Source organism: Streptomyces sp. SAJ15, from assembly GCF_007595705.1.
Taxonomy (GTDB): domain Bacteria; phylum Actinomycetota; class Actinomycetes; order Streptomycetales; family Streptomycetaceae; genus Streptomyces.
The window spans coordinates 393,630-416,983 of the sequence record NZ_NISY01000002.1 but is presented as its reverse complement, the minus strand read 5'-3'; the positions used below and the strand labels follow the sequence as shown (position 1 = coordinate 416,983).

Below are 23,354 nucleotides of genomic sequence, written 5' to 3'. Positions count from 1 at the left end.
GCTATTACCGCCGGTAACTCCGTGCCGTTAACGTTCGGTCGCTCAGCCCTGCACACCACCGCCCCACGGCATCCAGGTCAGGAGCGACAGTGACCCCTGCTCGACGCGCCCTGCGCATGACGGCGGCCGGGACCGTCTCGGCGACCCTGCTGGCGACGGCGGCACTGGGGCTCGCCCCCGCCGCCGAGGCGGCCGTCCCCGGCACCGGCACCACGGCCCGCGTCGCTCCGCCACCCGCGGGGGTCGCGCCGCCCCTCACCCGGATCGCGCCGCCCCGCGCGGGAGCCACGTCACCCGGCACCCGGATCGCGCCGCCCCGCGCGGGAGCGTCCCGTACCGTCGCGCCCCGCGCGGTCGGTGACAGGGCGATGGGGGACAGCGCGGGGCGGGACGGCGTACCCTCCGTGCGGTTCGTCGACATCCCCGGCGAGGGCGGCATCACCCTGGCCGCCCATGTCTTCACCCCCGCCGCCGCCACGGCCGACCCCGATGCCCGCTTCCCCCTGATCGTGCTGCCCACCAGTTGGGGCATGCCGCAGATCGAGTACATGGCGCAGGCCGAGCAGCTCGCCGACGCCGGCTATGTGGTGCTCGGCTACAACGCGCGCGGCTTCTGGCAGTCCGGCGGTGAGATCGAGACGGCCGGCCCGCCGGACGTGGCGGACGCCTCCAAGGTCATCGACTGGGCCCTGGCCCACACGCCCGCCGATCCCGAGCGGGTCGGCATGGCCGGAGTGTCCTACGGCGCCGGAATCAGCCTGCTGGCCGCCGGGTTCGACCGGCGGATCAAGGCGGTGGCGGCGCTGAGCGGCTGGGCCGACCTGATCGGGTCGATCTACAGCGGCCGCACCCAACACGCCCAGGCCGCCGCCCTGCTCGGCGGCGCGGGCCGGCTCACCGGCCGCCCCAGCGCGGAACTCACCCGTGTCCTCGACGACTTCCTCGGTTCGCGCCTCGAACGCGAACCCGAGATGATCGCCTGGGGGAAGAAGCGCTCCCCCGCCGCCTACCTGGACCGCATCAACGCCAACGGCGCGGCCGTCATGCTGGGGAACGCCTGGGGGGACACCCTTTTCCCGCCCAACCAGTACGCCGACTTCTACGAGAGGCTGACCGTACCCAAGCGGCTGGAGTTCCGCCCCGGCGACCACGCGACCGCCGAGCTGACCGGATTGCTGGGGCTGCCCAACGACACCTGGACCAGCGCCCACCGCTGGTTCGACCGCTACCTCAAGGGCGAGCGGAACGGGGTGGAGGACGAGCTGCCGGTGCGCCTCAAGTCCCGTTCCTCCGGCCGCTACGAGTCCTATCCGAGCTGGTCCGCGGTGCCCTCGACGCACCGCCGGATCCCGCTCGACGGCACCCGGCGCATCACCGCCGACACCGACTCCGGAGCCAACGCCGGCCTGGTGATGCTGTCCAACGCGCTGGACCAGTTCCTCAAGCTGCCGCCCACGGCCTCGATCCCGCTGCTGCCGCGCGCCTTCGCCGCCGTCTGGCAGTCCGAGCGCTATACCACCGAGCAGCGCGTGCGCGGCACCGTACGACTGCACACCACCCTCGCCAGCGACGCCCCCGACGGCACGGCGGTCGCCTACCTCTACGACGTGGGGCCGCTCGGCACCGGCAGGCTCATCACCAACGCGCCCGTGACCTTCCACGACAGGACGCCGGGCGAACCCTTCGGTGTCGACCTGGAGCTGTTCTCGGCGGCGTACGACGTCCCGGCGGGACATCGGCTCGCCCTGGTGATCGACACCGTCGACCCGCTCTACATCGAGCACAACCCGCGCGGCGCGCGGCTGACCTTCTCCTCCCCCGCCGCCGACCCGTCCTGGGTCTCCGTACCGCTCGGTGCGAGCTCCTAAAACGACCATGCTCTGTCGGGCGAGACGACGGGGCCCGGTCGGCTCAGCTCTCGGATACCTCCCCGTAGAGCTGCGACAGCTCCGGGGCCCCGACGGCCGCCCATCCCTCCCCCGCGGTGACCACGTCGATCTCGCGGCCGGAGGCCAGCCGGACCGTCGGGCCCACGTTCGGCGTCAGCTGCCAGACCGCGCCGGGCACCGTGCGAACGATGACCGTCCCGAGGTACAGCCCCGCGTCGTTGCCGAGCCAGGTCAGCTCCTCCGGGTCGTCGCGCCAGCGGGGCAGCAGTTGGTCCAGGGCTTCCAAGGAGGCGACCGAGTCGTCGAGCTCCACGCCGGCCGCCGAGGCGCGGGCGCGCAGCAGCTCGCACTCCGAGAGCAACTGGGCCATGCCCTCCGGGTCGCTTTCCCGGACACCCGGCCGTCGGCCCGCGTCGAGGTCCGTCGCGTGCCGCCTGCGCCAGTTGTCCAAGAAATGAATATTCATATAACTCAGGGTCGCACCCGGCGCGGCCTCTCACCACACGGCGCGCGGGGCACTTGACGACTCGTCACTCACCTTGACGCCCTCTTCACGCCTCCCTACCTTCGACGCGCACCTGTCGGATGATTCGACCGTCATCAGTCACAGGAGGCACACCAGATGCTCGTTGGCAGACCGAGACGACGCGTCGGAGGAGTCCTCGTCTCGGGGCTCGTCCTCGTCCTGGCGACCGCTGCCGTGCCGGCCCGCGCGACCGCACCCGACACCGGGCCGGACGCGGGGCCGGCAGCGCCGGCGACCGCCCCGCCCCTGCCGCTGGAGCGGCTGTTCGACAACCGGGGCGTCAGTGACGACGCGCACCCGCGCGGCGCGGATTTCGACGACCGGGGAAACTCGCTGTCCGCGCGGGACCTCACGGCCGCCGGCTGGACCCCCGGTCGCTCCCTGGCCCTCGACGGGGCGCGGCTGCGCTGGCCGCGCACCCGCGCCGGGAAGCCGGACAACGTACGGGCGAACGGCCAGTCGGTACGGGTCTCCGGGCGCGGCGACGCGCTGTCCTTCCTCGTCGCCGCGACGGGCCGCGAGACGCGGGGCGACGGAACGGTGCACTACGCGGACGGGACGCGCAGCGCGTACACGTTGGCCGCCCCCGACTGGCGCACCGGACCGCTGGCCACCAAGGCCGTGGCGCTGCCGCACATCAACTCCCCCGAGGGGCAGCGCGCCGAACAGGCCCGGCTGTACGCGCTCACCGTGCCGGTGGCGCGGGGCCGCACGATCGTCTCCGTCACCCTCCCGAAGGACCCCGGCCGCTCCGCCGACCTGCATGTCTTCGCTCTCGCGGTGCGGTCGCCGGCCAGCGGCTGGACCGGCAGCTGGTCGGCGGGCACCTCCGGCCGCCAGCCGGTCGGACCGTGGACGGACCGGACACTTCGGCTGGTCGTCCACACCAGCGCGAGCGGGCCTCGGGTGCGCGTCCGACTGGCCAACACCTTCGCGTCGACGCCGATCGCCGTCGGACACGCCTCAGTCGCGGTGCAGGCGTCCGGGGCGGGCGCCGCGGATCCGCCCCGGAAGCTGGCGTTCGGCGGGAAGCCGGGCACCCGGATCCCGGCCGGCGCCCAGGCGTTCTCCGATCCGCTCGACTTCTCCGTGCCCGCGGACGCCAATCTGCTGGTCAGCCTGCACCTTCCGGGCCGGGTGACGGCCCTGCCGGTCCATGCGCGGGCCTACCAGCGCTCCTACGTGAGCGGGGAGGGCAGCGGGGACCGTACCGGCGACCGGGGCGGTGCGCGGTACACCGGCACGCTCACCACCTGGCCGCTGTTGACCGGCGTCGACGTCGGCGGCGGCCCGGGATCCGTGGTGGCGCTCGGCGACTCGATCACCGACGGGGACAAGTCGACCGTCGACGGCAACCGACGGTGGCCCGACGTGCTGGCCCGCCGGCTGCGCGGGCAGTCCGCCGTGCCGCGCTACGGCGTGCTCAACCACGGCATCTCCGCCAACCGCGTGGTCGGCGACCGCTATCCGGGCGACGGGGTGAGCACCGAGATCGGCGGCGTCAGCGCGCAGCACCGACTGGAGCGCGATGTGCTGGCGCAGACCTCGGTCCGCACCCTGGTCGTCCTCGAAGGGATCAACGACGTCCGGTCGGGCACCTCCGCGGACGCGGTCATCGCCGGGCTGCGGTCGCTGGCCGAGCGGGCGCGCGGCCGGGGCCTGCGGGTGGTGGCCGCGACCGTACTGCCCTGCGGGGGCAACTCCGGCTGCACGCCGCGGGCCGAGGAGTGGCGCCGGGAGATCAACGCCTTCATCCGAGGCGCGGACGGCGGCGTCTTCCACGCCGTCCTCGACTTCGACGCGGTGATCCGCGACCCCCGGCGGCCGGACCGGATGCTGCCCGCCTACGACAGCGGCGACCATCTGCACCCGGGCGACGCGGGGCTCCGGGCGATGGCGGATTCGATCGCGCTGCGGAAGCTGGTGGGCTAGGGGCTGGGCCATGACCGGAGACGGAGCCGGCGCGCCCCGAGCTCCAAGACCCAACCCCTCAAGCTCCAAGCCCAATCGAGCCCACGCCCCGCGCCGGAGCCCGCGGTCGGCGTCCGGTGGCCGCAGTCGGAGTCCGGTGGCCGCGGTCGGAGTCCGGTGGCCGGGACCGCCTGCCCGCGCACCACTCCTCAGGGCCGAGGCCGGGGCCGGGGCGGGCTACGCCTCCAGGTCCACGACCACCGGCGCGTGGTCGGAGGCACCCTTGCCCTTGCGCTCCTCACGGTCGACATAGGCGTCGGAAACGGCCTTGGAAAAGGGGGCGTTCCCATAGACCAGGTCGATGCGCATGCCCTTGTTCTTCGGGAAGCACAGCTCGCGGTAGTCCCAGTAGGTGTACGCGCGGTCGTACTTCAGCGGGCGCGGCACGACGTCCGACAGGCCGGCCTCGCGGAGCGCGGCGAGCGCGGCGCGCTCCGCGGGGGTGACATGGGTCAGGCCCTCGAAGAGGCCGGGTTCCCAGACGTCCTCGTCGGTCGGCGCGACGTTGTAGTCCCCCATCACCGCGAAGGGGCGCTCCCCGGCGGCGTCCTCGGCCACGGCCGCCCGCAGCGCCTCCAACCAGCCCAGCTTGTAGGTGTAGTGCGCGTGGCCGATCTCGCGGCCGTTGGGCACGTACACGGACCAGACGCGGACCGGTCCGCAGGTCGCGCTGATGGCGCGCGGCTCGGTCACCCCCTCGTAGTCGGGGCCGCCGGGGAGTCCGGTCACCACATCGTCGAGCCCGACCTTGGAGATCACCGCCACGCCGTTCCACCGGCCGGTGGCGTTGACCGCGGCCTCATAGCCGATCTCGCGCAGCTGCTCGTAGGGGAACGCGGCCTCGGCGCACTTGGTCTCCTGTATGCAGAGCACATCGGTGCCGGTGCTCTGCAGCCAGGCCAGCAGCCGGGGCAGCCGGGCGGTGATCGAGTTGACGTTCCAGGTGGCGATGCGCATGCGGCAAACCTACCGCCTGGGTCTGACAGTCACCGTCAGCGTTCCAGACGCACGCTCTCGCCGGAGGCCAGCCGCGCGTGGTCGGCACCGCCCAGATTGCCCAGATGGGTGTCGTAGATGGGCCGCGCCAGGTCCGTGAGCAGAGCGTCGTGGATGTCGTACGCGCGCCGCGGCTTGACCTCCCGTACATAGTCGATCACCTCGGAGATCTTGCTCCAGGGCGCCTGCACCGGCAGCAGCAGGGTGTCGACGGGACGCTCCGGCACGGTGAGCGCGTCGCCGGGGTGGAAGACCGAACCGTCGATGACGTATCCGACGTTGGTGATGCGCGGGAGGTCCGGGTGGATGACGGCGTGCAGTTCCCCGTGCGCCTCGACCTCGAAGCCGGCGGCGCTGAACGTGTCACCGTGACCGACCGTGTGCACCCGCCCCGGGAAGGCGGCGGCGAGCTGGTCCGCGACGCTGCGCAGGGTCCAGATCTGGGCGGCCGGGTTGGCCTCCATGGCGATCCGCAGCCTGCCCTCGTCGAAGTGGTCGACGTGCTCATGGGTGACCAGCAGCGCGTCGGCGCCCGTGACGGCGTCCTGCTCGGTGAAGGCGCCCGGGTCGATGACGAGCAGCCGCCCGTCCTTCTCGATCCGGACGCAGGCGTGCCCCTTCTTGGTCATCTTCATGACCCCATCTTGCCGCCTCCCGCGCGGCGGGGCCGCTCTCTCACACGGCGGGGCCGCCCTCCGGGCGGGACTCCGGACGCTGCTCCGCACGGTCCTCCGAACGACCCCGCGCGCGGCCGTCCGGACGGGTCTCCTGGGCGATCACCCTCCGGGCCACGGCGAACGCGGAGTTCGCGGCCGGCACCCCGCAGTAGACGGCGGTGTGCAGCAGCACCTCCGCGATCTCGGCGGGGGTGAGTCCGTTGCGCAGCGCCGCGCGGGTGTGAAAGGCGAGCTCGTCGAGATGCCCGCGCGCGGCGAGAGCGGTGAGCGTGACGACACTGCGGGTGCGGCGGTCGATACCCGGCCGGGTCCACACCTCACCCCACGCGTAGCGGGTGAGAAAGTCCTGGAAGTCCTCGGTGAAGTCGTCGGCGAGCGCCGCCGCGCGGTCCACGTGCGCGTCTCCGAGCACCTCACGCCGGACCTTCATGCCCCGGTCATACACGTCGGCGCGGGTCTCGGCCGGAACCTCGCCCGAGGCGGCCACCGGGCCGGAGAACGCGCCCGACACCGGACCGGCGAGCGGGTCGCCGAACGGGTCGGCGAGCGGGCCGGTGAACGGGTCGGCGAGCGGAGCGAAGGCCGTGGGGTTCGCCGTCGGGTCGGCGGGGACCGGGCCGATCACCGCGGCCTCTGCTGGGACATCGGCCTCCGTGGCATCGGGCTCCGTCGCATCGGGCTTTGTGACAGCGGACCCCGTGACAGCGGGCCCCGTGACAGCGGGCCCCGTGACAGCGGGCCCCGTGATATCGGCCTTCGCGGTGGCAGGCTCGACCACCGTGGCCTCAGCAGACGCCGACCCGGCGGTCACGGGCTCCGGTGTCACGGCCTTCGGTGCAACGGCCTCCGCTGCCGCGGGCTCCGGTGTCATGGCCTCCGCTGCCGAGGGCTCCGCTGTCACGGCCTCCGCTGCCGCGGGCTCCGGTGTCACGGCCTCCGCTGCCGCGGGCCCGACCGAGGTCGGCTCGGCCGTCGCTTCAACCGCCGCCGGCGTGGCCGTCGTCGGCTCGGCCGGCGTCCGTCCCGCGGGTACGCCGATGACCGGCTCCCCGGCCGCGAAGGGTTCCACCGGGCCGGGAGGGGTCAAGGCTCCTGGATCGAGGGAGGTCACGGGGCCGATGGGCACCGCCACAGCGGTCGGAGCGCCGGCGGCACCCACGGGTGGGACGGTCGCCGACGTGGCGGCCGTGGGCCCAGGGGGCGCCGGTACCGGGGACATCCGCGCCGAGGGAACGGAGGCCGCCGTTCCGGGCGTGCTCGCCACCGCCGTTCCAAGCGTGCCCGCCACCGTTCCAGGCGTGCCCGCCGCCGTCGTTGCCAGCGTGCCCGCCGCTGCGGTTCCAGGCGTGCCCAAGGAAGCCGCTGCCGTTCCAGGCGTGCCCAAGGAAGGGGCGAGAGAGGGAGCAGAGGCCGCCGCGCTCGGCTCCGGGCCCAGCGCCGCGTCCGCGCGGGCCGCCGCCTCGGAAGAGGTCGCCACGTCGGTCGCGGCGGTGCCCACGGCCGCGTCGGTCGCGGCGGTCCCCACAGCCGGCACCGCACCGTCGACCAAGGCCGGTGCCCCGTCCGTCCCCACCGTCGGGGCGGGGGTCGGGGTGGGCCCGGGCGCCGGAGTCGCGACCACGGGCGGGCGCGTGGCCGCCGCCGAAGCCCCCACGGGCGGGCGCGTGGCCGCCGCCGGAGCCCCCACCGTGGGCGGAGCCCCCACCGTGGGCGGGGGCGTGGCCGTGGACGGGACCGCCGCCGCGGGCGCCGACTGCCAGGAACCGGAGAAGTGGCGCACGAGGAGGTCGGTGACGGCCCCGGGCTGCTCCACGGGTGCCAGGTGGGCGGTTCCGGGGACGAGCGCGAGCCGGGCGTCCGGGATGCCCGCGACCAGCTCCCGCGCGTCGGCGACCGGGGTGACCGGGTCGTCGGCGCCGACGAGCACCAGTGTGGGCGACCCGATCCGGCCCAGTTCGGCACGGATGTCGAACGCGGCGAGCGCCTCACAGGCGGCCATGTAGCAGCCGGGTTCGGTGGTGCGCACCATCTGCACGGACCAGTCCACGATGGCGGGCTGGGCGGCGGCGAATCCGGAGGTGAACCAGCGCTCGGGCGTGGTGCGGGCGACCGGATCCAGGCCGCCCGCGCGGACCACGGCGACGCGCTGCCGCCAGGCGTCGGGGGTTCCGTACCGCGCGGAGGCGGAGATCAGGGCGAGCGAGGCGAGGCGCTCCGGTCGGCGTAGCGCGAGCGAGGCGCCGACAGCGGCGCCGATCGAACAGCCCGCGTAGCCGAAGCGTTCCACACCGAGCTGGTCCAGGGTGGCGAGCAGCCGGTCGGCCAGCTCGTCGATGCCGATGACCGGGTACGCGGGGGATCCTCCGTGGCCCGGCAGGTCGAAGCGGATGACGCGCCAGGTGCGCGACAGCTCGGGAATCTGGCGGTCCCACATGTGCCAGGTGGTGCCGAGCGACGGCCCGAGGACAAGGGTCCGCGCGTCCTGCCGGCCGTCGTGCGGGCCGTCGATCCGGTACTGAAGGGTCTTGGTCTCGCTCACACGCTTCACGGTATCCAGCGGTCGTCGGCGGGTCCGCCGTGGGCTCTACGGGTCTCGGAGCCTACGGGACCGTGCGGGATCACGGATCGGTGGCGCGCCCCCACGGACCCGGGTGCCGCCCCACGGACCCGCGGCAACGACCCCACGGACCCGCGGTAGGGACCCCACGGACCCCGGTGCGGCGGCCCCGCGGTCCGGGGCAGGTCACTCGGTCAGGGAGTCACGCGGTCACGGAGTCACGGTCGACACCACGTACACCTCGGGGTGTTCCGGGTTGTCGAGGTCGACGGTGACCTCCAGCTCGGGCTCGGGCCCCGGCTGCTCGACCACCAGTCCGGCCCACTTCGTCTCGGACCCGAACTTCCAGCCGACCCGGTCGGCCTCCTCGTCGTCGATCGTCACCTTGCCGTCCCGCAGGGCCGAGCGATCGAGGTCGAACGTGTCGAGGAACCTGTCGAAGCCCTCGTCCGAGGTGATGAACTGCACGTACATCGAGCTGGCGTCCCAGGAGTTGGTCTCGAAGTGCGCCACGTCCGCGGAGTACGGCGGGATCCACACGTCGTAGATGCGCCGCTGCACCTTGCTGGGCCAGTCCTCGGTCAGCCCGGTCGCGGCGGCGGTCTCCTGCTTGTCCTCGCCGCTGTCGCGGCTCTGGAGTGCCGAGATGACGAGATAGCCCGCCGGGATGGCGATGAGCAGGAAGACGATGATGGCGGTGAGCCAGGGGCGCTCGGAGCGACGCAGCCCCTGATGCGGGCCCTGGGAGGAGTCGTCCCCCGTGCCGCCGCCGGACCGGCCGGACCCGCCGGACCCGCCGGATCCCGACGACCCGCCGGAGCCGTTCACACCACGCGGTCCGTCCGCGCGGCGTGCTCCCTCCGCGCCGCGCGCCCCGTCCGTGCCGCCGGATCGGTTCGCGCCGTGTGGTCCCTCCGCGCCGGGACGGCCGTCTCCCCGGCCCGTGCCCTTTCCGCCGGCCGCGCGGGCGGCGGTGCCGGCCGACCCCGTACCGCTCACCGCGCGGGCGGCCATCCCGGCCGAGCCCGCACCGCTCACTGCGCGGGCAGCCGTACCACCCGACGCCTTACCGCTCACCACGCGGGCGGCGGTATCGCGGGTCACACAGGCGGTCGTACCGCCGGTCGTCCGCGCGGTCGTACCACCCGCCGCACGCGCGGTCGCGTGTGCGGCGGTGCCGCCGCCGTCCGTGGGCGTGCCGGACACGCCGGAGACGGCTCGGCCGGCGGGCACGCCCCGCCCGCTCGCCCGCGCCCTGCCGGTGCCCGGCTGGCGCTCGCCCTCGCGGACCCGCTGCCGCTCGCGGGGGCGCTGCCGCTCCGCGCCGGTCATCGGCCGGCTGCCCTGGCGTAACGCTCGTACCGTTCGACGCGCCGCCGGTTGGCGCGCCGGAAGCGGCGGGCGACCAGGCGGGCCAGGTCGGCGGCGCCGACCATGCCCGCGTCGGGGCCGAGCTGGGCGCGGACGATGCGCGCCTCGGGCCGGTAGCCGCGGCCGGTGAGGGTGCGTCGGAAGGCGTTGCGGGCGGGGCTGATCAGCAGGTCGTCGGCCGCGCTGACGCCGCCGCCGATGACGAAGCAGGAGGGGTCGAGCGCGGCGGCGAGGTTGGCGATGCCGACGCCGAGCCACTCACCGATGTCCTGGAGCAGCTCGACGCACATCGCGTCGCCCTCGCGGGCCAGCTCGGTGATGAGCGGGCCGGTGATGTCGGGGACGTGACCGCCGACGCGGTCGATGATCCCGTACGCGACCGGGGACTCGGCGGCGGCGAGCTCGCGCGCCTCCCGCACCAGGGCGTTGCCGGAGCTGTACTGCTCCCAGCAGCCGCGGTTGCCGCACGGACAGCGGTGCCCGCCGGGGACGACCTGCATATGGCCGAACTCGCCGGCGACGCCGTACTTGCCGCGCTTGACCTGGCCGTCCTCCAGGATGGCGCCGCCGATCCCGGTGCCGAGGGTGATCATCACCAGGTGGTCCTCACCGCGCCCGGCGCCGAAGCGCCACTCCGCCCAGGCGGCGGTGTTGGCGTCGTTGTCGACCATGACCGGGACGGCCAGGCGCTCGGCGATGCGGTCGCGCAGCGGCTCGTTGCGCCAGGACAGGTGCGGGGCGAAGAGGATGCGGTTGCGGTCGGCGTCCACCCAGCCGGCGGCGCCGATGCCGACCGCGTGGACGTCGTGCCGGTCGGAGAGGTCCAGGACCAGGTCGACGATCACGTCCTCGACGACCTTGGGGCTCTTGGACTTGTCGGGCGTCTCGGTGCGCACCTTCTCCAGGATGTTGCCGTCCGCGTCCACGACGCCGGCCGCGACCTTGGTGCCGCCGATGTCGATGCCGACGGTCGGCACGCGCGGGGCGGTCAGATGGGAGCGGCGCTCTCGCGTCCCCACGGTGCGCAGCACGGTGGCCCGGGCCGATCCTCTGTGCACCCGCTCGCGGTACATGCTCATCGCTCCGCCCTTCCGCCGTCGGTGCCGGGCGCGCCGTACGGGGCGCCGCCGCCGGGGCCGGCCGTCGTACGGGCCTCGCCCGCGGCGCGGTGCGCGCGGGGGTTGCGTTCGCTGCGGGTGCGTGCTCGCAAGAGTCGTCGTCCCTGCGGAGGTCTCGGGAGGCCGGGGCCTCGTGAATACGGTCGGTACGGGGGTACGAGGGTGACCCGCCGTCGCCGATTGTGCCTCACCGGCGGTGTCCGACGCATAACGGCCCCGAGGGCCCGCGCCCCGCCGGGCCTCGGCATATGCCCCGCCGAGGCCGGTCGGCCAGTCGGCCGGTCGGCCACTCAGTCGGTCAGTCGGTCAGTCGGTCAGTCGGTCGCGGTCCCGGGACGACGGGCCGCGGCGCGTACGCGAGGCGGACACCACGAGAACGCGGCAGGAAGGCCCCCGCCCTCGGGCGGGGGCCTTCCTGCCGCGACATTCGCTCACGCCCCGCGGGCGGGCGGTCAGTCCTGCGGGTGCTTGCCCGGGTAGTCGGCGACCGGAGCGCGGGAGAGCTCGTGGCTGAGCTGCTCCAGCTCGCTGCCGCCGGCCATCTGCCGGGTCAGCTCCTCCAGGGCGATCTCCGCCTTGGCGTGGCTGCCGGCCATGGCACCGCGCTTCAACAGCACGAAGCGGTCGCCGACGAGGTAGGCATGGTGCGGGTTGTGGGTGATCAGCACCACGCCGAGGCCGGCGTCCCGCGCGGCCGCCACGTACTTCAGCACCACACCGGACTGCTTGACGCCGAGCGCCGCCGTGGGCTCGTCCAGGACGAGGACCTTGGCGCCGAAGTAGACGGCGCGGGCGATGGCCACACACTGCCGCTCGCCGCCGGACAGGGTGCCGATCGGCTGGTCGACGTCGCGCAGGTCGATGCCCATGCGCAGCAGCTCGCCGCGGGTGGTCTCGCGCATGGTCGCCACGTCCAGGCGCTTGAAGGGGCCGCGGCCCTTCGTCGGCTCGGAGCCGAGGAAGAAGTTCCGCCAGACCGGCATCAGCGGGACGACGGCGAGGTCCTGGTAGACGGTGGCGATGCCGCGGTCGAGGGCCTCGCGCGGCGAACCGAGCCTGGCCTCCTCGCCCTCGATGGCGAAGGTGCCGGCGTCGTGCCCGTGCAGCCCAGCGATGATCTTGATCAGCGTGGACTTGCCGGCGCCGTTGTCGCCGAGCACACAGGTGATCTCGCCCGCGTGCACTTCGAGGGAGACACCCTCCAGCGCCTTGATGTTGCCGTAGAACTTGCTGACGTCGGTCAGCCGGACCAGCGGCGGCGTCGCGGACTCCGCCGACGCGGCCGGCGCCGCACTCGTCTTCTCGCTCACTTGCTCGCCTCCGCCCGCTTACGGACCCACGCGTTCAGCAGGGTGGCGAGCAGCAGCATCGCGCCCAGGAAGAACTTGAACCAGTCGGCGTTCCACTGCGCGTAGACGATGCCCTTGTTGGTCATGCCGAAGATGAAGGCGCCCACGGCGGCGCCGATGGCGGAACCGTAGCCGCCGGTCATCAGACAGCCGCCGATGACGGCCGCGATGATGTAGAGGAACTCGTTGCCCACGCCCTCGCCGGACTGCACCACGTCGTACGACATCAGCAGGTGCTGACCGGAGATCCAGGCGCAGAAGGCGACCGCCATATAGAGGCCGATCTTGGTGCGACGCACCGGAACGCCGACCGCGCGGGCGGCGTCCTCGCCGCCGCCCACCGCGAAGATCCAGTTGCCGACGTGGGTGCGCAGCAGGATCCAGGTGGCCAGCGCCACCAGGCCGAACCACCACAGGATGGTGACGTTCAGATCCACGTCGCCGATGGTCAGGTGCGAGGCGAAGACCTGGCGGGCCGACTCGAAGCCCTCCATGTCGGCGATGGTCTTGGTGGAGACCGTGCCGCTGATCAGCTTGGTGAAGCCCAGGTTCATGCCGGTGAGCATCAGGAAGGTGCCCAGCGTGATGATGAAGCTGGGCAGCTTGGTGCGGGTGAGCAGGAAGCCGTTGAAGAAGCCGATGGCCAGCGTGGCCAGCAGCGACACCCCGACGCCGACCCAGACGTTCGCCGTCATCTGGTACGAGAACATCGACGAGACCAGCGCCGACGAGGTCACCATGACGCCCGTGGACAGGTCGAACTCGCCGCCGATCATCAGCAGCGCCACCGGCACCGCCATGATGCCGATCGTGGACGACGCGTACAGCACCGTGCTGAAGCTCGACCACTGCAGGAAGGTGTCGGCGACGATCGAGAAGAAGACGAAGACGGCGATGGCGCCGACGACCGCGCCCAGCTCGGGGCGGGTCATCAGACGGCGCGCCAGCGAGCGGTGCAGCAGCCGCTCGTCGCCGGCGCCGGAGCCGGAACCGGACCCGGACCCGGGACCTCCCGGTCTGCCCGGCTCCACGGCTGGCGCGTCGGCGGTCATCGGGTCCCCCGCTTGGTGTACTCGGCGAGGTCGGCGGCGTCGTCCTTGGTGATGATCTGCGGCCCGGTGAGCACCGGCTTCCCGCCGCCGAGGACGTCGGCGTTGTAGCGGTGCAGCCACAGCAGGTCGACCGCCTCGTAGCCCTGCAGGTACGGCTGCTGGTCGACGGCGAAGCCGAGGGAGCCGTCCTGGAGCGCGGCGGCCACCTTGGCGTTCAGGTCGAAGGTGTCGATCTCGGCGTCGCTGCCGGCCTGCTCGGCGGCCTTGGCCGCGGTGTCCGCGAACGGGGCGCCGAGCGTGACGACGGCGTCGATGTCCTTGTCGGACTGGAGCTTGGCCTCGATGGAGGACTGCACGTCGGGCATGTTGGTGCCCTCGACGTACAGCTTCTCCAGCTTGCCCTCGAAGGTCTCCTCGGTGCCGTCGCAGCGCTGCTCGTGGCCGACGTTGCCCTGCTCGTGCAGCACGCACAGGGCCTTCTTCTTGCCCCGCTTGTTGAGCTCCTCGCCGACCGCCTCGCCGGCGATGGTCTCGTCCTGGCCGATGTGGGCCAGCGCGCCGAAGCTCTTGGACTCCTCGGAGCCGGAATTGACCGTGATCACCGGTATGCCGGCGTCGACCGCCTTCTTCAGCACGTCCTTCATGGCGTCCGGCTTGGCCAGGGTGACGATCAGCCCGTCGACGTCCTGGTCGATGTACGACTGGACCAGCTGCGCCTGCTCCTTGCCCTCTTCGTTGTGGGCGTAGAGGAACTTGATGTTGTCCTTGACGGCGGCCTGCTTGGCACCGTTCTGGACGATGTCCCAGAAGGTGTCGCCGTCTCCCGAGTGGGTGACCATGGCGAAGGTCCACCGCGGAGTGTCCACCGCCGCGCGGCCCTCGGCGGCGCGGGCCGCCCGCTCCTCAGCGCGCTTGCCGCCCGTGCTGCTGCACCCCGCCAGGGTCACGCCGAGCACCGCTGCCAGCACGGCGGTCATCGCCCGTACATTTCTCCGAACCCTTGCCACGAAGTTGCCCTTCTTGCTCTCCACCACGGTGCGGCCGGCGCCGAGGCCCGGCGCACAACCGCCCAAGTATCCCTGAACCCCGTCCAGCGATGCCGGTCAGGTCCGGCCGCCTTCCTTCCCGGGGCCGGGCCCATGGCGGCTGGAGCACTTCTACGGGCGCGTACGGGTCACGTCAAGGCTGGAGTGGGTCGGGAGCGGGTCACGGGCGGGTCAGGGGCGCACCAGCAGTTGGAACTCGAAGGCGTAGCGCGAGGCGCGGTAGGTGTGCGAGCCGAACTCGACCGCACGCCCGGTGTCGTCGTAGGTGGTGCGCTCCATGGTCAGCAGCGGGGCGCCCTCGGGCTCCCCGAGCCGCTCGCCCTCCTCGGCGGTGGCGGCGCGCGCCCCGACCGCCTGTCGGGCGCTGTGCAGGGTGATCCCGGCGCCGCGCATGAGTCGGTACAGACCGGTCTTCTCCAGCTCCGCGCTGTCCAGCTTGAGCAGCCCGGCGGGCAGGTGGTTGCGCAGATGGGCCATGGGTTCGCCGTGGGCGAGCCGCAGCCGCTCGATGAGGACGACATCGGTGCCCTCGGGCACGCCGAGCGCGGCGGCGACCTCGGCGGTCGCGGGCTCGGTGGTGTTCCGCAGCACCCGGGTGGCGGGGCGCTGGCCGGCGGCCTCGAGGTCGTCGTAGAGGCTGCTGAGCTCCAGCGGGCGCTTGACCTGGCTGTGCACGACCTGGGTGCCCACGCCGCGGCGGCGCACCAGCAGTCCCTTGTCGACCAGCGACTGGATGGCCTGGCGGACCGTGGGGCGGGACAGGCCGAGCCGTCCGGCGAGCTCGATCTCGTTGCCGAGCAGGCTGCCGGGTGCCAGCCGTCCCTGCTCGATCGCCGCTTCGAGCTGCTGGGACAGCTGGAAGTAGAGCGGGACCGGGCTGCTGCGGTCGACGCTGAACTGGAGCGGCTCCGAAGCCCCCGGGGAATCTGCTTCCTGCGTTGCTGCCACGAGGTGAGCGTATCGGCATGGACACATGACGGAAAGTCGTGAAGTCAGGTTGTCAGGACAAGCCACCACAGATAGGTCGCCGCGGATGGGGTCGCACGGGGAGAGTGGCCGGGCGTCGACGCGAGGGGTCCGTCCGGCGGGGGCGCATCGGGCTGGCGGGGGGCATCGGGCCGGCGGGCGGGTGCGACTCGCGGCGGCCCAGGCGGAGCTCACCAGGGCAGCGGGTGTCCGTCCCGGAAGAAGCCGCCGGTGGGGCCGGTGTCCGGGAGCGTCGCCGCCCAGACCACGCCGGCCGCGCCGGCGTCCACCGGCCGCCCGCCGGCGCCGCCCATGTCGGTGGCGACCCAGCCGGGGCAGACCGCGTTGACCAGGACGCCGTCGGGGCCCAGCTCGGCGGCGAGCATACGTGTGAGCGCGTTGAGGGCGGCCTTGGTGACCGCGTAGGCGGGGGTGCCGCCGGCCATGCCGGTGAGCGAGCCGGCCTCGCTGGAGACGTTGACCATCCGCGGGTGGGCGCTGGCGCGGAGCAGCGCGGCGAAGGCGCGGGCGGTGCGCCAGGGTCCGTAGAGGTTGGTCTCGGCGGCCTCCCGTACGACGTCCAGGTCAGCGGTGAGCGCCCGCTGCCAGGTGTCGTAGGTGATGGCGGCGTTGTTGACGAGCACGTCGAGCCGGCCGTAGCGGTCGGCGACCCGTTCGGCGGCGGCCTCCACCCCGGCGTCGTCCGTGACGTCCAGGAGCAGCGGGCGCACCTCGCCGCCCTCCGCGCCCTCGCCCATGAGCCGTCGGGCGGCGGCGCCCGCGGAGTCCAGCGAGCGGGCGCTCAGCAGCACCGTGTGCCCGCGCTCGGCCAGCTGCCGACAGATCTCGAAGCCGAGGCCCCGGTTGCCCCCGGTGACCAGCGAGACGGTGCCCATACACCGATCATCTGTCGCGCGGCGGCGGCTGTCCACGGCGGCCGGCCGGCGGCGCCGGCCGCCGTCGTCTCGCCCGCCCACCGTCGGAGCGCCGGGCCACCGCGGCCCCGGGCCCGGTTCCCCGTCGGCGCACCGCGCGAGGGCCCCACCGCGCGGCGGTCGACGCGACCCCCGACTCCGGTCGGCGGGCGCCGCGCGGTCGCGCGGTTCCGAGGCGTGGGGCGTCGAACAGGCCGGCGCGCGGGGCGTCGAACGGGCCGGCGCACGGCCCGTTCGACGCCTGACGAGTCGCCAGGGGATGGGATCAGCAGCCGTGGTCGACGAGGTCGAACGAGGAGTAGTGGTCGGCGGTGTAGTAGTCCTCGTCGGTGCCCTTGCCGGTGACGATGCGTCGGGCGCCGCGCGTCGGCGAGTCAGGGGTCTTCACCGTGTACTCGTGGTAGTAGCCGCTGGTCTGCTTGGGCAGGACGCCCTCGCGGTTCTGGAAGACGGTCCCGTCCTGCGGGTACGGGAAGGGGCCGCCGTCGTCGATCAGGTCGAGCGTGGTGTGCGCCTGGGACGGCAGGTCGGAGTAGCAGACCTCGCCGACCGCGGCGGCTGCCCGCGGCGCGGCCGCGGCGGTGACGCCCGGGCCGGCCTGGTGGGCGTCGGGGGTGACCGCGACGGCGGTGCCGCCGAAGAGCAGGGCGGTGGCGAGCGCACCGGTGGCACCGATGCGGGTGATCAGGGAGGTCCGTGGGGGAGTGTTCATGCGGGCAGCATGACGCGCGTAGCACATGTCATGTCAATGCCAAAGCGATCATGTTTTCCGGGTGTTCACCGGAGCCCCGCGAAGTCCACCGAGACGTCGTCGAGTCGTCACCTTTTTGCCTCACAGGCAAAACTTTTGCCTCTCAGGCTGAAGGCTGGCTATACCGGAGACATGACCTCGCTCCTCGAGGCCGAGGGACCCGGCGGCGAGCTACCCGCCGTCGCCCCCCGCCTGCGCGATCTCCGCCGCCGCAGCGGCCTGACCCTGGAGGCCGCGGCCCAGCTGGCCGGCCTGTCCCCCGCGCATCTGTCCCGGCTGGAGACGGGCCGCCGCCAACCCTCGCTGCCGATGCTGCTGGCCTTGGCCCGTACCTACGGAACCACGGTATCCGACCTGCTCGGCGAGGTACCCCCGGAGCGCGACCCCATCCTGCGCGGCGACCGGATGCCGCCCTCGGAGACCGGTGGCTGGACCTACTGGCGGGCGGGCGGTTCGGGCCGGGCCATGCAGGCACTGCGGGTCTACGTGCCGCTCCACCAGGTTCCCCAGGAGCAGCTGGTGCGGGTGCATCCCGGCGAGGAGTGGCTGTACGTCCTCAAGGGCCGGCTCAGCCTGGCGCTCGGCGAGGCCACGCACGTGCTCGAGGTCGGCGACGCGGCCCACTTCGACTCGCTCACCCCGCACCGCATCGCAGCCGCCTCGCGCGGCGGCGCGGAGCTGTTGTTCGTCCACACGCTGCTGCAGAGCGGCGTCTCCGGGCTGTGCCTGGGCGACGCCGTCACGCCCGGCCCGAGAGGAAGCAGGGGTACGTCATGAACGAAGCCGTGAACGACGGTGCGAACGGAAGCGCCGCGAGCGGAAGCGCCGCGGACGGCACCGGGAAGGCCGGCACCGAGGAGGACCGGGCACCGATGTCCTTCGCCGTCCGCATCTTCGTCTACTTCGTCGGAGTCCACATCATCGCCGCCTTCCTGTTCGGACTCTTCTACCTGGGAGGCGCGAAGTGACCCGTCGGGGCGAGGCGGGATGAACACCGCGCGGGAGCGTCACCGCGCCCCGCTCCGGCCCCCGGCGATCTCCTGACGCGGGGTCACGCCGGCTCTGCTCGCGAGACGGCGCGGCCGGCTAGGCCGACGGCTCGCCCAGCTCGCGGTGGCGTGCGGCGAGCCGCGCGGCGCCCTCGGCGGTCAGCGAACCGTGCAGCCGCAGCCGGGAGATGCCGCCGTCCGGGAAGATGTCGATCCGGACCCGGGTGCCGGTGACGGGCGTGTCGAGCACGAAGCGGTGGTTGGTGTCCGGCTGGAGTCGGGTGCGCGGCAGCATCTCCCGCCACTCCCCCGCGACGGGCTGCGTCCCGCTCGTCTCATCCCCCGCGGCCTGCGTCCCGACCGCCTCATCCCCCGGCGCGGCCTGCGTCCCGACCGCCTCATCGGCCCCCGCCGCGCCCTCGGGCTCGTCGCGCACCCACAGCGCGGCCCAGCCCGCCGCGTTGCCCTTGAGGTAGGCGGTGTCGATCTCCACGGCGCGGATCTCGGACCGCGCGGCCAGCCGGTAGCGGATCCAGTCGTGGCCGTGGTCGCGCCGGCGCCGGGTCTCCCAGCCGTCGTCCATCTTGGCCGAGCGCCCGGGCTGGATGGTGTGGCCGGGGGGCGAGTAGAAGCGGTCGGAGGCGTCCTCGACCCGGCCGCCGTGCTCGAGCGCCAGCACGTCGAAGGTGCCGAGGGCGGCCAGCCACGCCGGGTCCGGAACCACCTCACCGTGCACCCGCAGCCGGGCGATGCCCCCGTCGGGGTGCTGGTTGAGCCGCAGGTGGGTGAAGCGCTGTTCGGCGTGGACGGCGAAGCCGTTGGCCGCGTGTCCGCCGACGGCGGTGCGCGGCACCAGCGTCGTCCACTTCACGTCGTCGGCGAGCAGTTCCTCGGGCGAGGGCGTGCCGGCGACCGAGGTGGCCTCGACGCTGACGGCCCTCGGATGGTTGCCGCGGAAGTGCGCGGTGTCGACGACCAGGCCGCGGACGACGCCGGGCGCGCCGAGCCGGACCAGGGCCCAGTCGTGCTCGTGCTCGGCGGGGTGGGGACGGGAAGCGTCGGCGCCGCGCCGGCGCCGGGTCTCCCAGCCGTCCATGACCTTGCCCTTGTGGCCGAAGCGCTCGGGGTCGAACTCCGGGCGCCCGGGCACCAGCAGGTTCTCGCGCTGGGCGAAGAACTCGTCGTTGGCCGCGATGACCGCACCGCCCAGCCGCCGGTCGGCGAGGTCCACGAGGTGGCTGAAGGGGAACCCGGCGGGGCCCGGGGTGCGGTAGTCGGCGTAGGGGTCGCCACCGCCGTACGGGCCGGCGTGTCCGGTGTAGGACGGAATGTCTCCGGTGGAGGACGGTATGCCTCCGGTGGAGGACGGTATGTGTCCGGTGGAGGGCGGGATGCCCGTCATCTGTTATGGCCGCCTTTCCAGAAGTCGTCCGAGGGGCTCGGGGGCGACGTCGCCGTGGTCGGCGATCCGCCGGCCGCGCAGCCAGGTGGACCGCACCACTCCGTGGAGGGTCCTTCCGGCGTACGCGGTCACCGGATTGCGGTGGTGCAGGGCGGCCGGGTCGACGGTGAAGGTCTCGTCGGGGGCGAGGACCGCGAAGTCGGCGTCGCGCCCGACCTCGATGGCGCCCTTGGCCCGCAGCCCGACCAGTTCGGCGGGGGCGGTGGCCATCCAGCGGGCGACCTCCTCCAGGGTGCGGCCGCGCCGCCGGGCCTCGGTCCAGACGGCGGACAGCCCCAGCTGGAGGGAGGCGATGCCGCCCCAGGCCCCGCCGAAGTCGCCGGTCTTGAGCTCGGCGGTGCACGGCGAGTGGTCCGATACGACGCAGTCGATGGTGCCGTCGTACAACCCCTGCCACAGCGCGTCCTGGTTGGCGGCCTCCCGGATGGGCGGGCAGCACTTGAACTCGGTGGCGCCGTCGGGGACCTCCTCCGCGGTCAGCGTCAGGAAGTGCGGGCAGGTCTCGACGGTGACGCGGACGCCCTCGCGTCGGGCGGCGGCGATCAGCGGCAGCGCCTCGGCGGAGGACAGGTGCAGGATGTGCACCCGGGCGTCGAGCGAGCGGGCCAGCTCGACCAGGCCCGCTATGGCCCGGTTCTCCGCGTCGCGCGGGCGGGAGGCGAGGAAGTCGGCGTAGCGCGGGCCGGTGGCGGCCGGGGCGCCGGCGATGAGTCGGGGGTCCTCGGCGTGCACGATCAGCAGCCCGCCGAAGCCGGCGATCTCGCCGAGCGCCGCGGCCAGCCCGGCGGGGTCGAGTCGCGGGAACTCGTCCACGCCCGAGTGGAGCAGGAAGCACTTGAAACCGAAGACGCCGGCCTCGTGCAGCGGCGCCAGGTCCGCGAGGTTTCCGGGGATCGCGCCGCCCCAGAAGCCGACGTCGACATGGACACGTTCCCGGGCGACGGCCCGCTTGGTCTCCAGTGCTCGGGTGGTGGTGGTCGGCGGGATGCTGTTGAGCGGCATGTCGACGAGGGTGGTGACGCCTCCCGCGGCGGCCGCCCGGGTCGCCGAACGGAAGCCCTCCCACTCGGCGCGGCCGGGGTCGTTGATGTGTACATGAGTGTCGACGAGGCCGGGCAGCAGCACGTCGTCCCCGAGCTCGACCAGCGGGGTGCCGGTGGGAGGTTCGGCCCCGTGGGGCAGTACCGCGGCGATCCTCCCGGCGGCGACGGCGACGGACGCGGCGCGGGTGCCCTCGGGGGTCACCACGCGCGTCGAGCGCAGCACCAGCTCCACGTCTGACATCCACCCCTCCCCTTCCCACGGGAACATGGAAGATGGTTTCCATAAAGTGGAATTCAACTTTCTGTTGAAGAGTTTTCACTCCGGTCCGGCTGCCCGTCAAGACCTCCCGACGGCCCGGCGCCACCCGGTGGGGCGCGGCCGAACGACCGAAGGTTGGGAAAGATTCCATGAGATGGAAACCCAATTTCGGAGCCGGGTAGGCTGCTCATGGCCGGCCGGCCAGCGCCCTCGCGGCGCTCGCCCGACCGGCGTCACCTGCCCCGAAAGGAACGCGACGTGCCGTCCGCCGAGCCCAGGACCGCCACCGGCACCGCCGGCGGGGTCCAGTCCCTGGAGCGCGCCTTCGACCTGCTGGAGCGGATGGCCGACGCCGGGGGCGAGGTCGGACTGAGCGAGCTGTCGGTGAGCAGCGGGCTGCCGCTGCCCACCATCCACCGACTGATGCGCACGCTGGTGGCCTGCGGATATGTGCGCCAGCAGGCCAACCGCCGATACGCGCTGGGTCCGCGGCTGATCCGGCTCGGCGAGAGCGCCTCGCGACTGCTGGGCACCTGGGCGCGGCCCTATCTGGCCCGACTGGTGGAGGAGACCGGCGAGACCGCCAACATGGCGCTGCTCGACGGCGACGAAGTGGTCTACGTGGCCCAGGTGCCCTCACGCCACTCGATGCGGATGTTCACCGAGGTCGGTCGGCGCGTGCTGCCGCACTCCACCGGCGTGGGCAAGGCGCTGCTGGCCGCCACCCCCGCCGACGAGGTGCGCGCGCTGCTCGCCCGCACCGGCATGCCCGCCGCCACCGAGAAGACGATCACTTCGCCGGACGAGTTCCTGGCCGCGCTGGAGCGGGTGCGCGAGACGGGATACGCGGTCGACGACAACGAGCAGGAGCTGGGGGTGCGCTGCCTGGCGGTGCCGGTCCCCAACTCCCCGACCGCCGCGGCGATCTCCATCTCGGGGCCGGCGGGCCGGGTGACGGACGAGACGACGGAGCAGATCGTGCCGGTGCTCCAGCAGGTGGCGGCGGAGCTGTCGATCGCCCTGACCACGACCGGACCGGGCGCCTAGCGGCCGGCCGGCGCGGCCGTGACACCGCTGGAAGCGGCCTCTCGAACATCACCCCGGGTAGGGCCCGTACGCCTCCGGGCCACGACGCCCCCAGGTGCCGCTAACCGCTCCGGCCCGCGTCGGCGAAGTCGTCGATCGCCGCGCGCACCGCACCCAGGGCCGGCCGTAGCGCGCTGACCGAGCCGACGGCGCCGGCGACGAGCAACAGGGACCGGCGCAGCCGGGGCAGCTCGGGCGTGCCGCCGCGCGCCATGGCGTCCAGCGTGCCGAGTTCGTCCTCGGCGATGGCGCGGTCGGGTAAGTCCGCCGGATGGGCCGCGAGTTCGCGGCGCAACCGACCCACGGCCCGTAGCAGCTCCATCGCTCTCGGATCCTCGTCACCGCCGAACCCGCGCATCCGATTCACGACTGCGGCGCCCTCCATGGCCGAGGCACCGGGCGGCTCGCCGAGCCTCACACGATCGCTGGACAACACACGCCTCCCCCTCGCGCGCCGTTGCGCGAAGCCACTCACCCTCAGGCGGATCAGTTAACGCCACTGTCCGCATCGAGCGCCACACACAGGGCGAAATAGAGACTTTCCGTTTACATTTCAACGGGTGCGCCGGCCACTCAACGCTCACCCGCCCCGATGCGGTATGCACTCCCCATGGCACACGGGACCCATGACACGACGGTCCCCGGCGGATCCGTCGCCGGGCTGCTGCTGGCCGCCGGCGGGGGGCGCCGGTTGGGCGGCCGCCCCAAGGCGCTGCTGACGCACCGCGGACGGCCGCTGGTGGAGCACGCCGTACGGGTCCTGCGGACCGGTGGCTGCGATCCGGTGCAGGTGGTGCTCGGCGCGGCGGCGGCCGAGGTGCGAGCCCGCGCGGAACTGACGGGATGCCGGCTGGTGGAGAACCAGGGCTGGCCTTCGGGCATGGGCTCTTCGCTGCGCACAGGGCTGGCCGCGCTCGACACGGCGGCGCCCGAGGCGTCCGCGGCGCTGGTCCTGCTGGTGGACCAGCCGCGGATCGGCGCCGAGGCGGTGGCCCGACTGCTCGACGCGCACCGGCGCGGCGCGGGCCTGGCGGCGGCCTGCTACGACGGGGAGCGCGGCCACCCGGTGCTGATCGCCCGCGCGCACTGGCCCGAGGTCGCGGCGAGCGCCGCCGGGGACCGTGGCGCCCGCGCGTTCCTCCAGACCCACCGAGGGGAGTTGACGCTGGTCGAGTGCGCCGACATCGCCACGCCGGACGACATCGACACCCCGGAGGACCTCACGCTCCTGGAGTGAACGCGCTTCCGGGTGGACGCGCTTCCGGAGTGCCCCTTGGTGTGGCGGGACCGCGCGGCTCGTCACGGGAGGCT

Annotated in this window: 22 protein-coding genes and 1 pseudogene; 6 read left to right on the top strand and 17 right to left on the bottom strand. The window is 73.4% G+C overall.

The window, feature by feature from the left end:
• The first annotated feature begins 89 nt into the window (after positions 1 to 89).
• A complete protein-coding gene (locus CD790_RS07230; protein WP_260867398.1) occupies positions 90 to 1,868 on the top strand; it encodes an alpha/beta fold hydrolase in 1,779 nt (592 codons plus the stop codon).
• A gap of 43 nt (positions 1,869 to 1,911) precedes the next feature.
• Here the strand turns inward: CD790_RS07230 and CD790_RS07225 are convergent, their stop codons facing one another.
• Positions 1,912 to 2,355, bottom strand: coding sequence for a DUF6278 family protein (locus tag CD790_RS07225; protein WP_144382196.1), 444 nt, complete (start codon positions 2,353 to 2,355; stop codon positions 1,912 to 1,914).
• A 156-nt stretch (positions 2,356 to 2,511) separates the two neighbouring features.
• Here CD790_RS07225 and CD790_RS07220 point away from each other — a divergent pair, with 156 nt between their 5' ends.
• Complete coding sequence (locus CD790_RS07220) at positions 2,512 to 4,347, top strand: SGNH/GDSL hydrolase family protein (RefSeq protein WP_144382195.1); 1,836 nt, start codon at positions 2,512 to 2,514, stop codon at positions 4,345 to 4,347.
• Positions 4,348 to 4,563: 216 nt separating this feature from the next.
• On the opposite strand, the gene CD790_RS07215 is transcribed toward CD790_RS07220, so the two are convergent.
• The 13 genes and pseudogenes from CD790_RS07215 to CD790_RS07160 all read right to left on the bottom strand — a co-directional run bounded on the left by CD790_RS07215 (position 4,564) and on the right by CD790_RS07160 (position 17,165).
• Complete coding sequence (locus CD790_RS07215; protein WP_144382194.1) at positions 4,564 to 5,343, bottom strand: exodeoxyribonuclease III; 780 nt, start codon at positions 5,341 to 5,343, stop codon at positions 4,564 to 4,566.
• A 35-nt stretch (positions 5,344 to 5,378) separates the two neighbouring features.
• Positions 5,379 to 6,017 (bottom strand): MBL fold metallo-hydrolase, encoded by a 639-nt coding sequence (locus CD790_RS07210; protein WP_144382193.1) that lies wholly within the window; start codon positions 6,015 to 6,017, stop codon positions 5,379 to 5,381.
• Positions 6,018 to 6,057: 40 nt separating this feature from the next.
• Complete coding sequence (gene pcaC / locus CD790_RS36775) at positions 6,058 to 7,713, bottom strand: 4-carboxymuconolactone decarboxylase (protein ID WP_399217238.1); 1,656 nt, start codon at positions 7,711 to 7,713, stop codon at positions 6,058 to 6,060.
• 98 nt (positions 7,714 to 7,811) lie between these two features.
• Positions 7,812 to 8,598: pseudogene (locus tag CD790_RS07200) on the bottom strand (alpha/beta fold hydrolase); the annotation flags it as partial.
• A 228-nt stretch (positions 8,599 to 8,826) separates the two neighbouring features.
• The gene (locus CD790_RS35610; RefSeq protein WP_260867397.1) at positions 8,827 to 9,948 is read right to left on the bottom strand and encodes a hypothetical protein; all 1,122 of its coding nucleotides are present in this window, start codon (positions 9,946 to 9,948) and stop codon (positions 8,827 to 8,829) included.
• Positions 9,945 to 11,066: an ROK family glucokinase gene (locus CD790_RS07190; protein WP_144382192.1), complete on the bottom strand. Its 1,122-nt coding sequence runs from the start codon at positions 11,064 to 11,066 to the stop codon at positions 9,945 to 9,947. The genes CD790_RS35610 and CD790_RS07190 overlap by 4 nt, the downstream gene beginning before the upstream one ends.
• Positions 11,063 to 11,197: a hypothetical protein gene (locus CD790_RS35605; RefSeq protein WP_260867396.1), complete on the bottom strand. Its 135-nt coding sequence runs from the start codon at positions 11,195 to 11,197 to the stop codon at positions 11,063 to 11,065. The genes CD790_RS07190 and CD790_RS35605 overlap by 4 nt, the downstream gene beginning before the upstream one ends.
• A gap of 360 nt (positions 11,198 to 11,557) precedes the next feature.
• Complete coding sequence (locus tag CD790_RS07185; protein WP_186318914.1) at positions 11,558 to 12,415, bottom strand: ATP-binding cassette domain-containing protein; 858 nt, start codon at positions 12,413 to 12,415, stop codon at positions 11,558 to 11,560.
• The gene (locus tag CD790_RS07180) at positions 12,412 to 13,506 is read right to left on the bottom strand and encodes an ABC transporter permease (RefSeq protein WP_144382191.1); all 1,095 of its coding nucleotides are present in this window, start codon (positions 13,504 to 13,506) and stop codon (positions 12,412 to 12,414) included. The genes CD790_RS07185 and CD790_RS07180 overlap by 4 nt, the downstream gene beginning before the upstream one ends.
• A complete protein-coding gene (locus CD790_RS07175; RefSeq protein WP_144382190.1) occupies positions 13,503 to 14,483 on the bottom strand; it encodes a sugar ABC transporter substrate-binding protein in 981 nt (326 codons plus the stop codon). Before CD790_RS07175 ends, CD790_RS07180 begins: the two co-directional genes overlap by 4 nt.
• 240 nt (positions 14,484 to 14,723) lie before the next feature.
• Positions 14,724 to 15,527 (bottom strand): GntR family transcriptional regulator, encoded by an 804-nt coding sequence (locus CD790_RS07170; RefSeq protein ID WP_260867394.1) that lies wholly within the window; start codon positions 15,525 to 15,527, stop codon positions 14,724 to 14,726.
• A 182-nt stretch (positions 15,528 to 15,709) separates the two neighbouring features.
• Positions 15,710 to 16,414 (bottom strand): SDR family NAD(P)-dependent oxidoreductase, encoded by a 705-nt coding sequence (locus CD790_RS07165; protein ID WP_144382188.1) that lies wholly within the window; start codon positions 16,412 to 16,414, stop codon positions 15,710 to 15,712.
• A gap of 304 nt (positions 16,415 to 16,718) precedes the next feature.
• Positions 16,719 to 17,165 (bottom strand): ribonuclease domain-containing protein, encoded by a 447-nt coding sequence (locus CD790_RS07160; RefSeq protein WP_144382187.1) that lies wholly within the window; start codon positions 17,163 to 17,165, stop codon positions 16,719 to 16,721.
• Between the two features lie 171 nt (positions 17,166 to 17,336).
• Between CD790_RS07160 and CD790_RS07155 the strand changes: the two genes are divergently transcribed.
• Positions 17,337 to 17,981, top strand: coding sequence for a helix-turn-helix domain-containing protein (locus CD790_RS07155; protein ID WP_144382186.1), 645 nt, complete (start codon positions 17,337 to 17,339; stop codon positions 17,979 to 17,981).
• On the top strand, positions 17,978 to 18,172 hold the full coding sequence (locus CD790_RS07150) for a DUF6126 family protein (RefSeq protein ID WP_144382185.1): 195 nt from the start codon (positions 17,978 to 17,980) through the stop codon (positions 18,170 to 18,172). The genes CD790_RS07155 and CD790_RS07150 overlap by 4 nt, the downstream gene beginning before the upstream one ends.
• 118 nt (positions 18,173 to 18,290) lie before the next feature.
• On the opposite strand, the gene alc is transcribed toward CD790_RS07150, so the two are convergent.
• Entirely contained in the window at positions 18,291 to 19,595 is a 1,305-nt protein-coding gene (gene alc, locus CD790_RS07145) for an allantoicase (RefSeq protein ID WP_144382184.1), read from the bottom strand.
• 3 nt (positions 19,596 to 19,598) lie between these two features.
• Positions 19,599 to 20,939, bottom strand: coding sequence for an allantoinase AllB (gene allB / locus CD790_RS07140; protein ID WP_144382183.1), 1,341 nt, complete (start codon positions 20,937 to 20,939; stop codon positions 19,599 to 19,601).
• Positions 20,940 to 21,215: 276 nt separating this feature from the next.
• Between allB and CD790_RS07135 the strand changes: the two genes are divergently transcribed.
• On the top strand, positions 21,216 to 22,004 hold the full coding sequence (locus tag CD790_RS07135; RefSeq protein WP_144382182.1) for an IclR family transcriptional regulator: 789 nt from the start codon (positions 21,216 to 21,218) through the stop codon (positions 22,002 to 22,004).
• Between the two features lie 100 nt (positions 22,005 to 22,104).
• Here CD790_RS07135 and CD790_RS07130 read toward each other — a convergent pair whose 3' ends face one another.
• Positions 22,105 to 22,401, bottom strand: a complete 297-nt coding sequence (locus CD790_RS07130) for a DUF5955 family protein (RefSeq protein WP_313956489.1) — start codon at positions 22,399 to 22,401, stop codon at positions 22,105 to 22,107.
• A gap of 252 nt (positions 22,402 to 22,653) precedes the next feature.
• On the opposite strand from CD790_RS07130, the gene CD790_RS07125 reads away from it, so the two are divergent.
• Positions 22,654 to 23,280 (top strand): NTP transferase domain-containing protein, encoded by a 627-nt coding sequence (locus CD790_RS07125; RefSeq protein ID WP_144382181.1) that lies wholly within the window; start codon positions 22,654 to 22,656, stop codon positions 23,278 to 23,280.
• Positions 23,281 to 23,354: the final 74 nt, after the last annotated feature.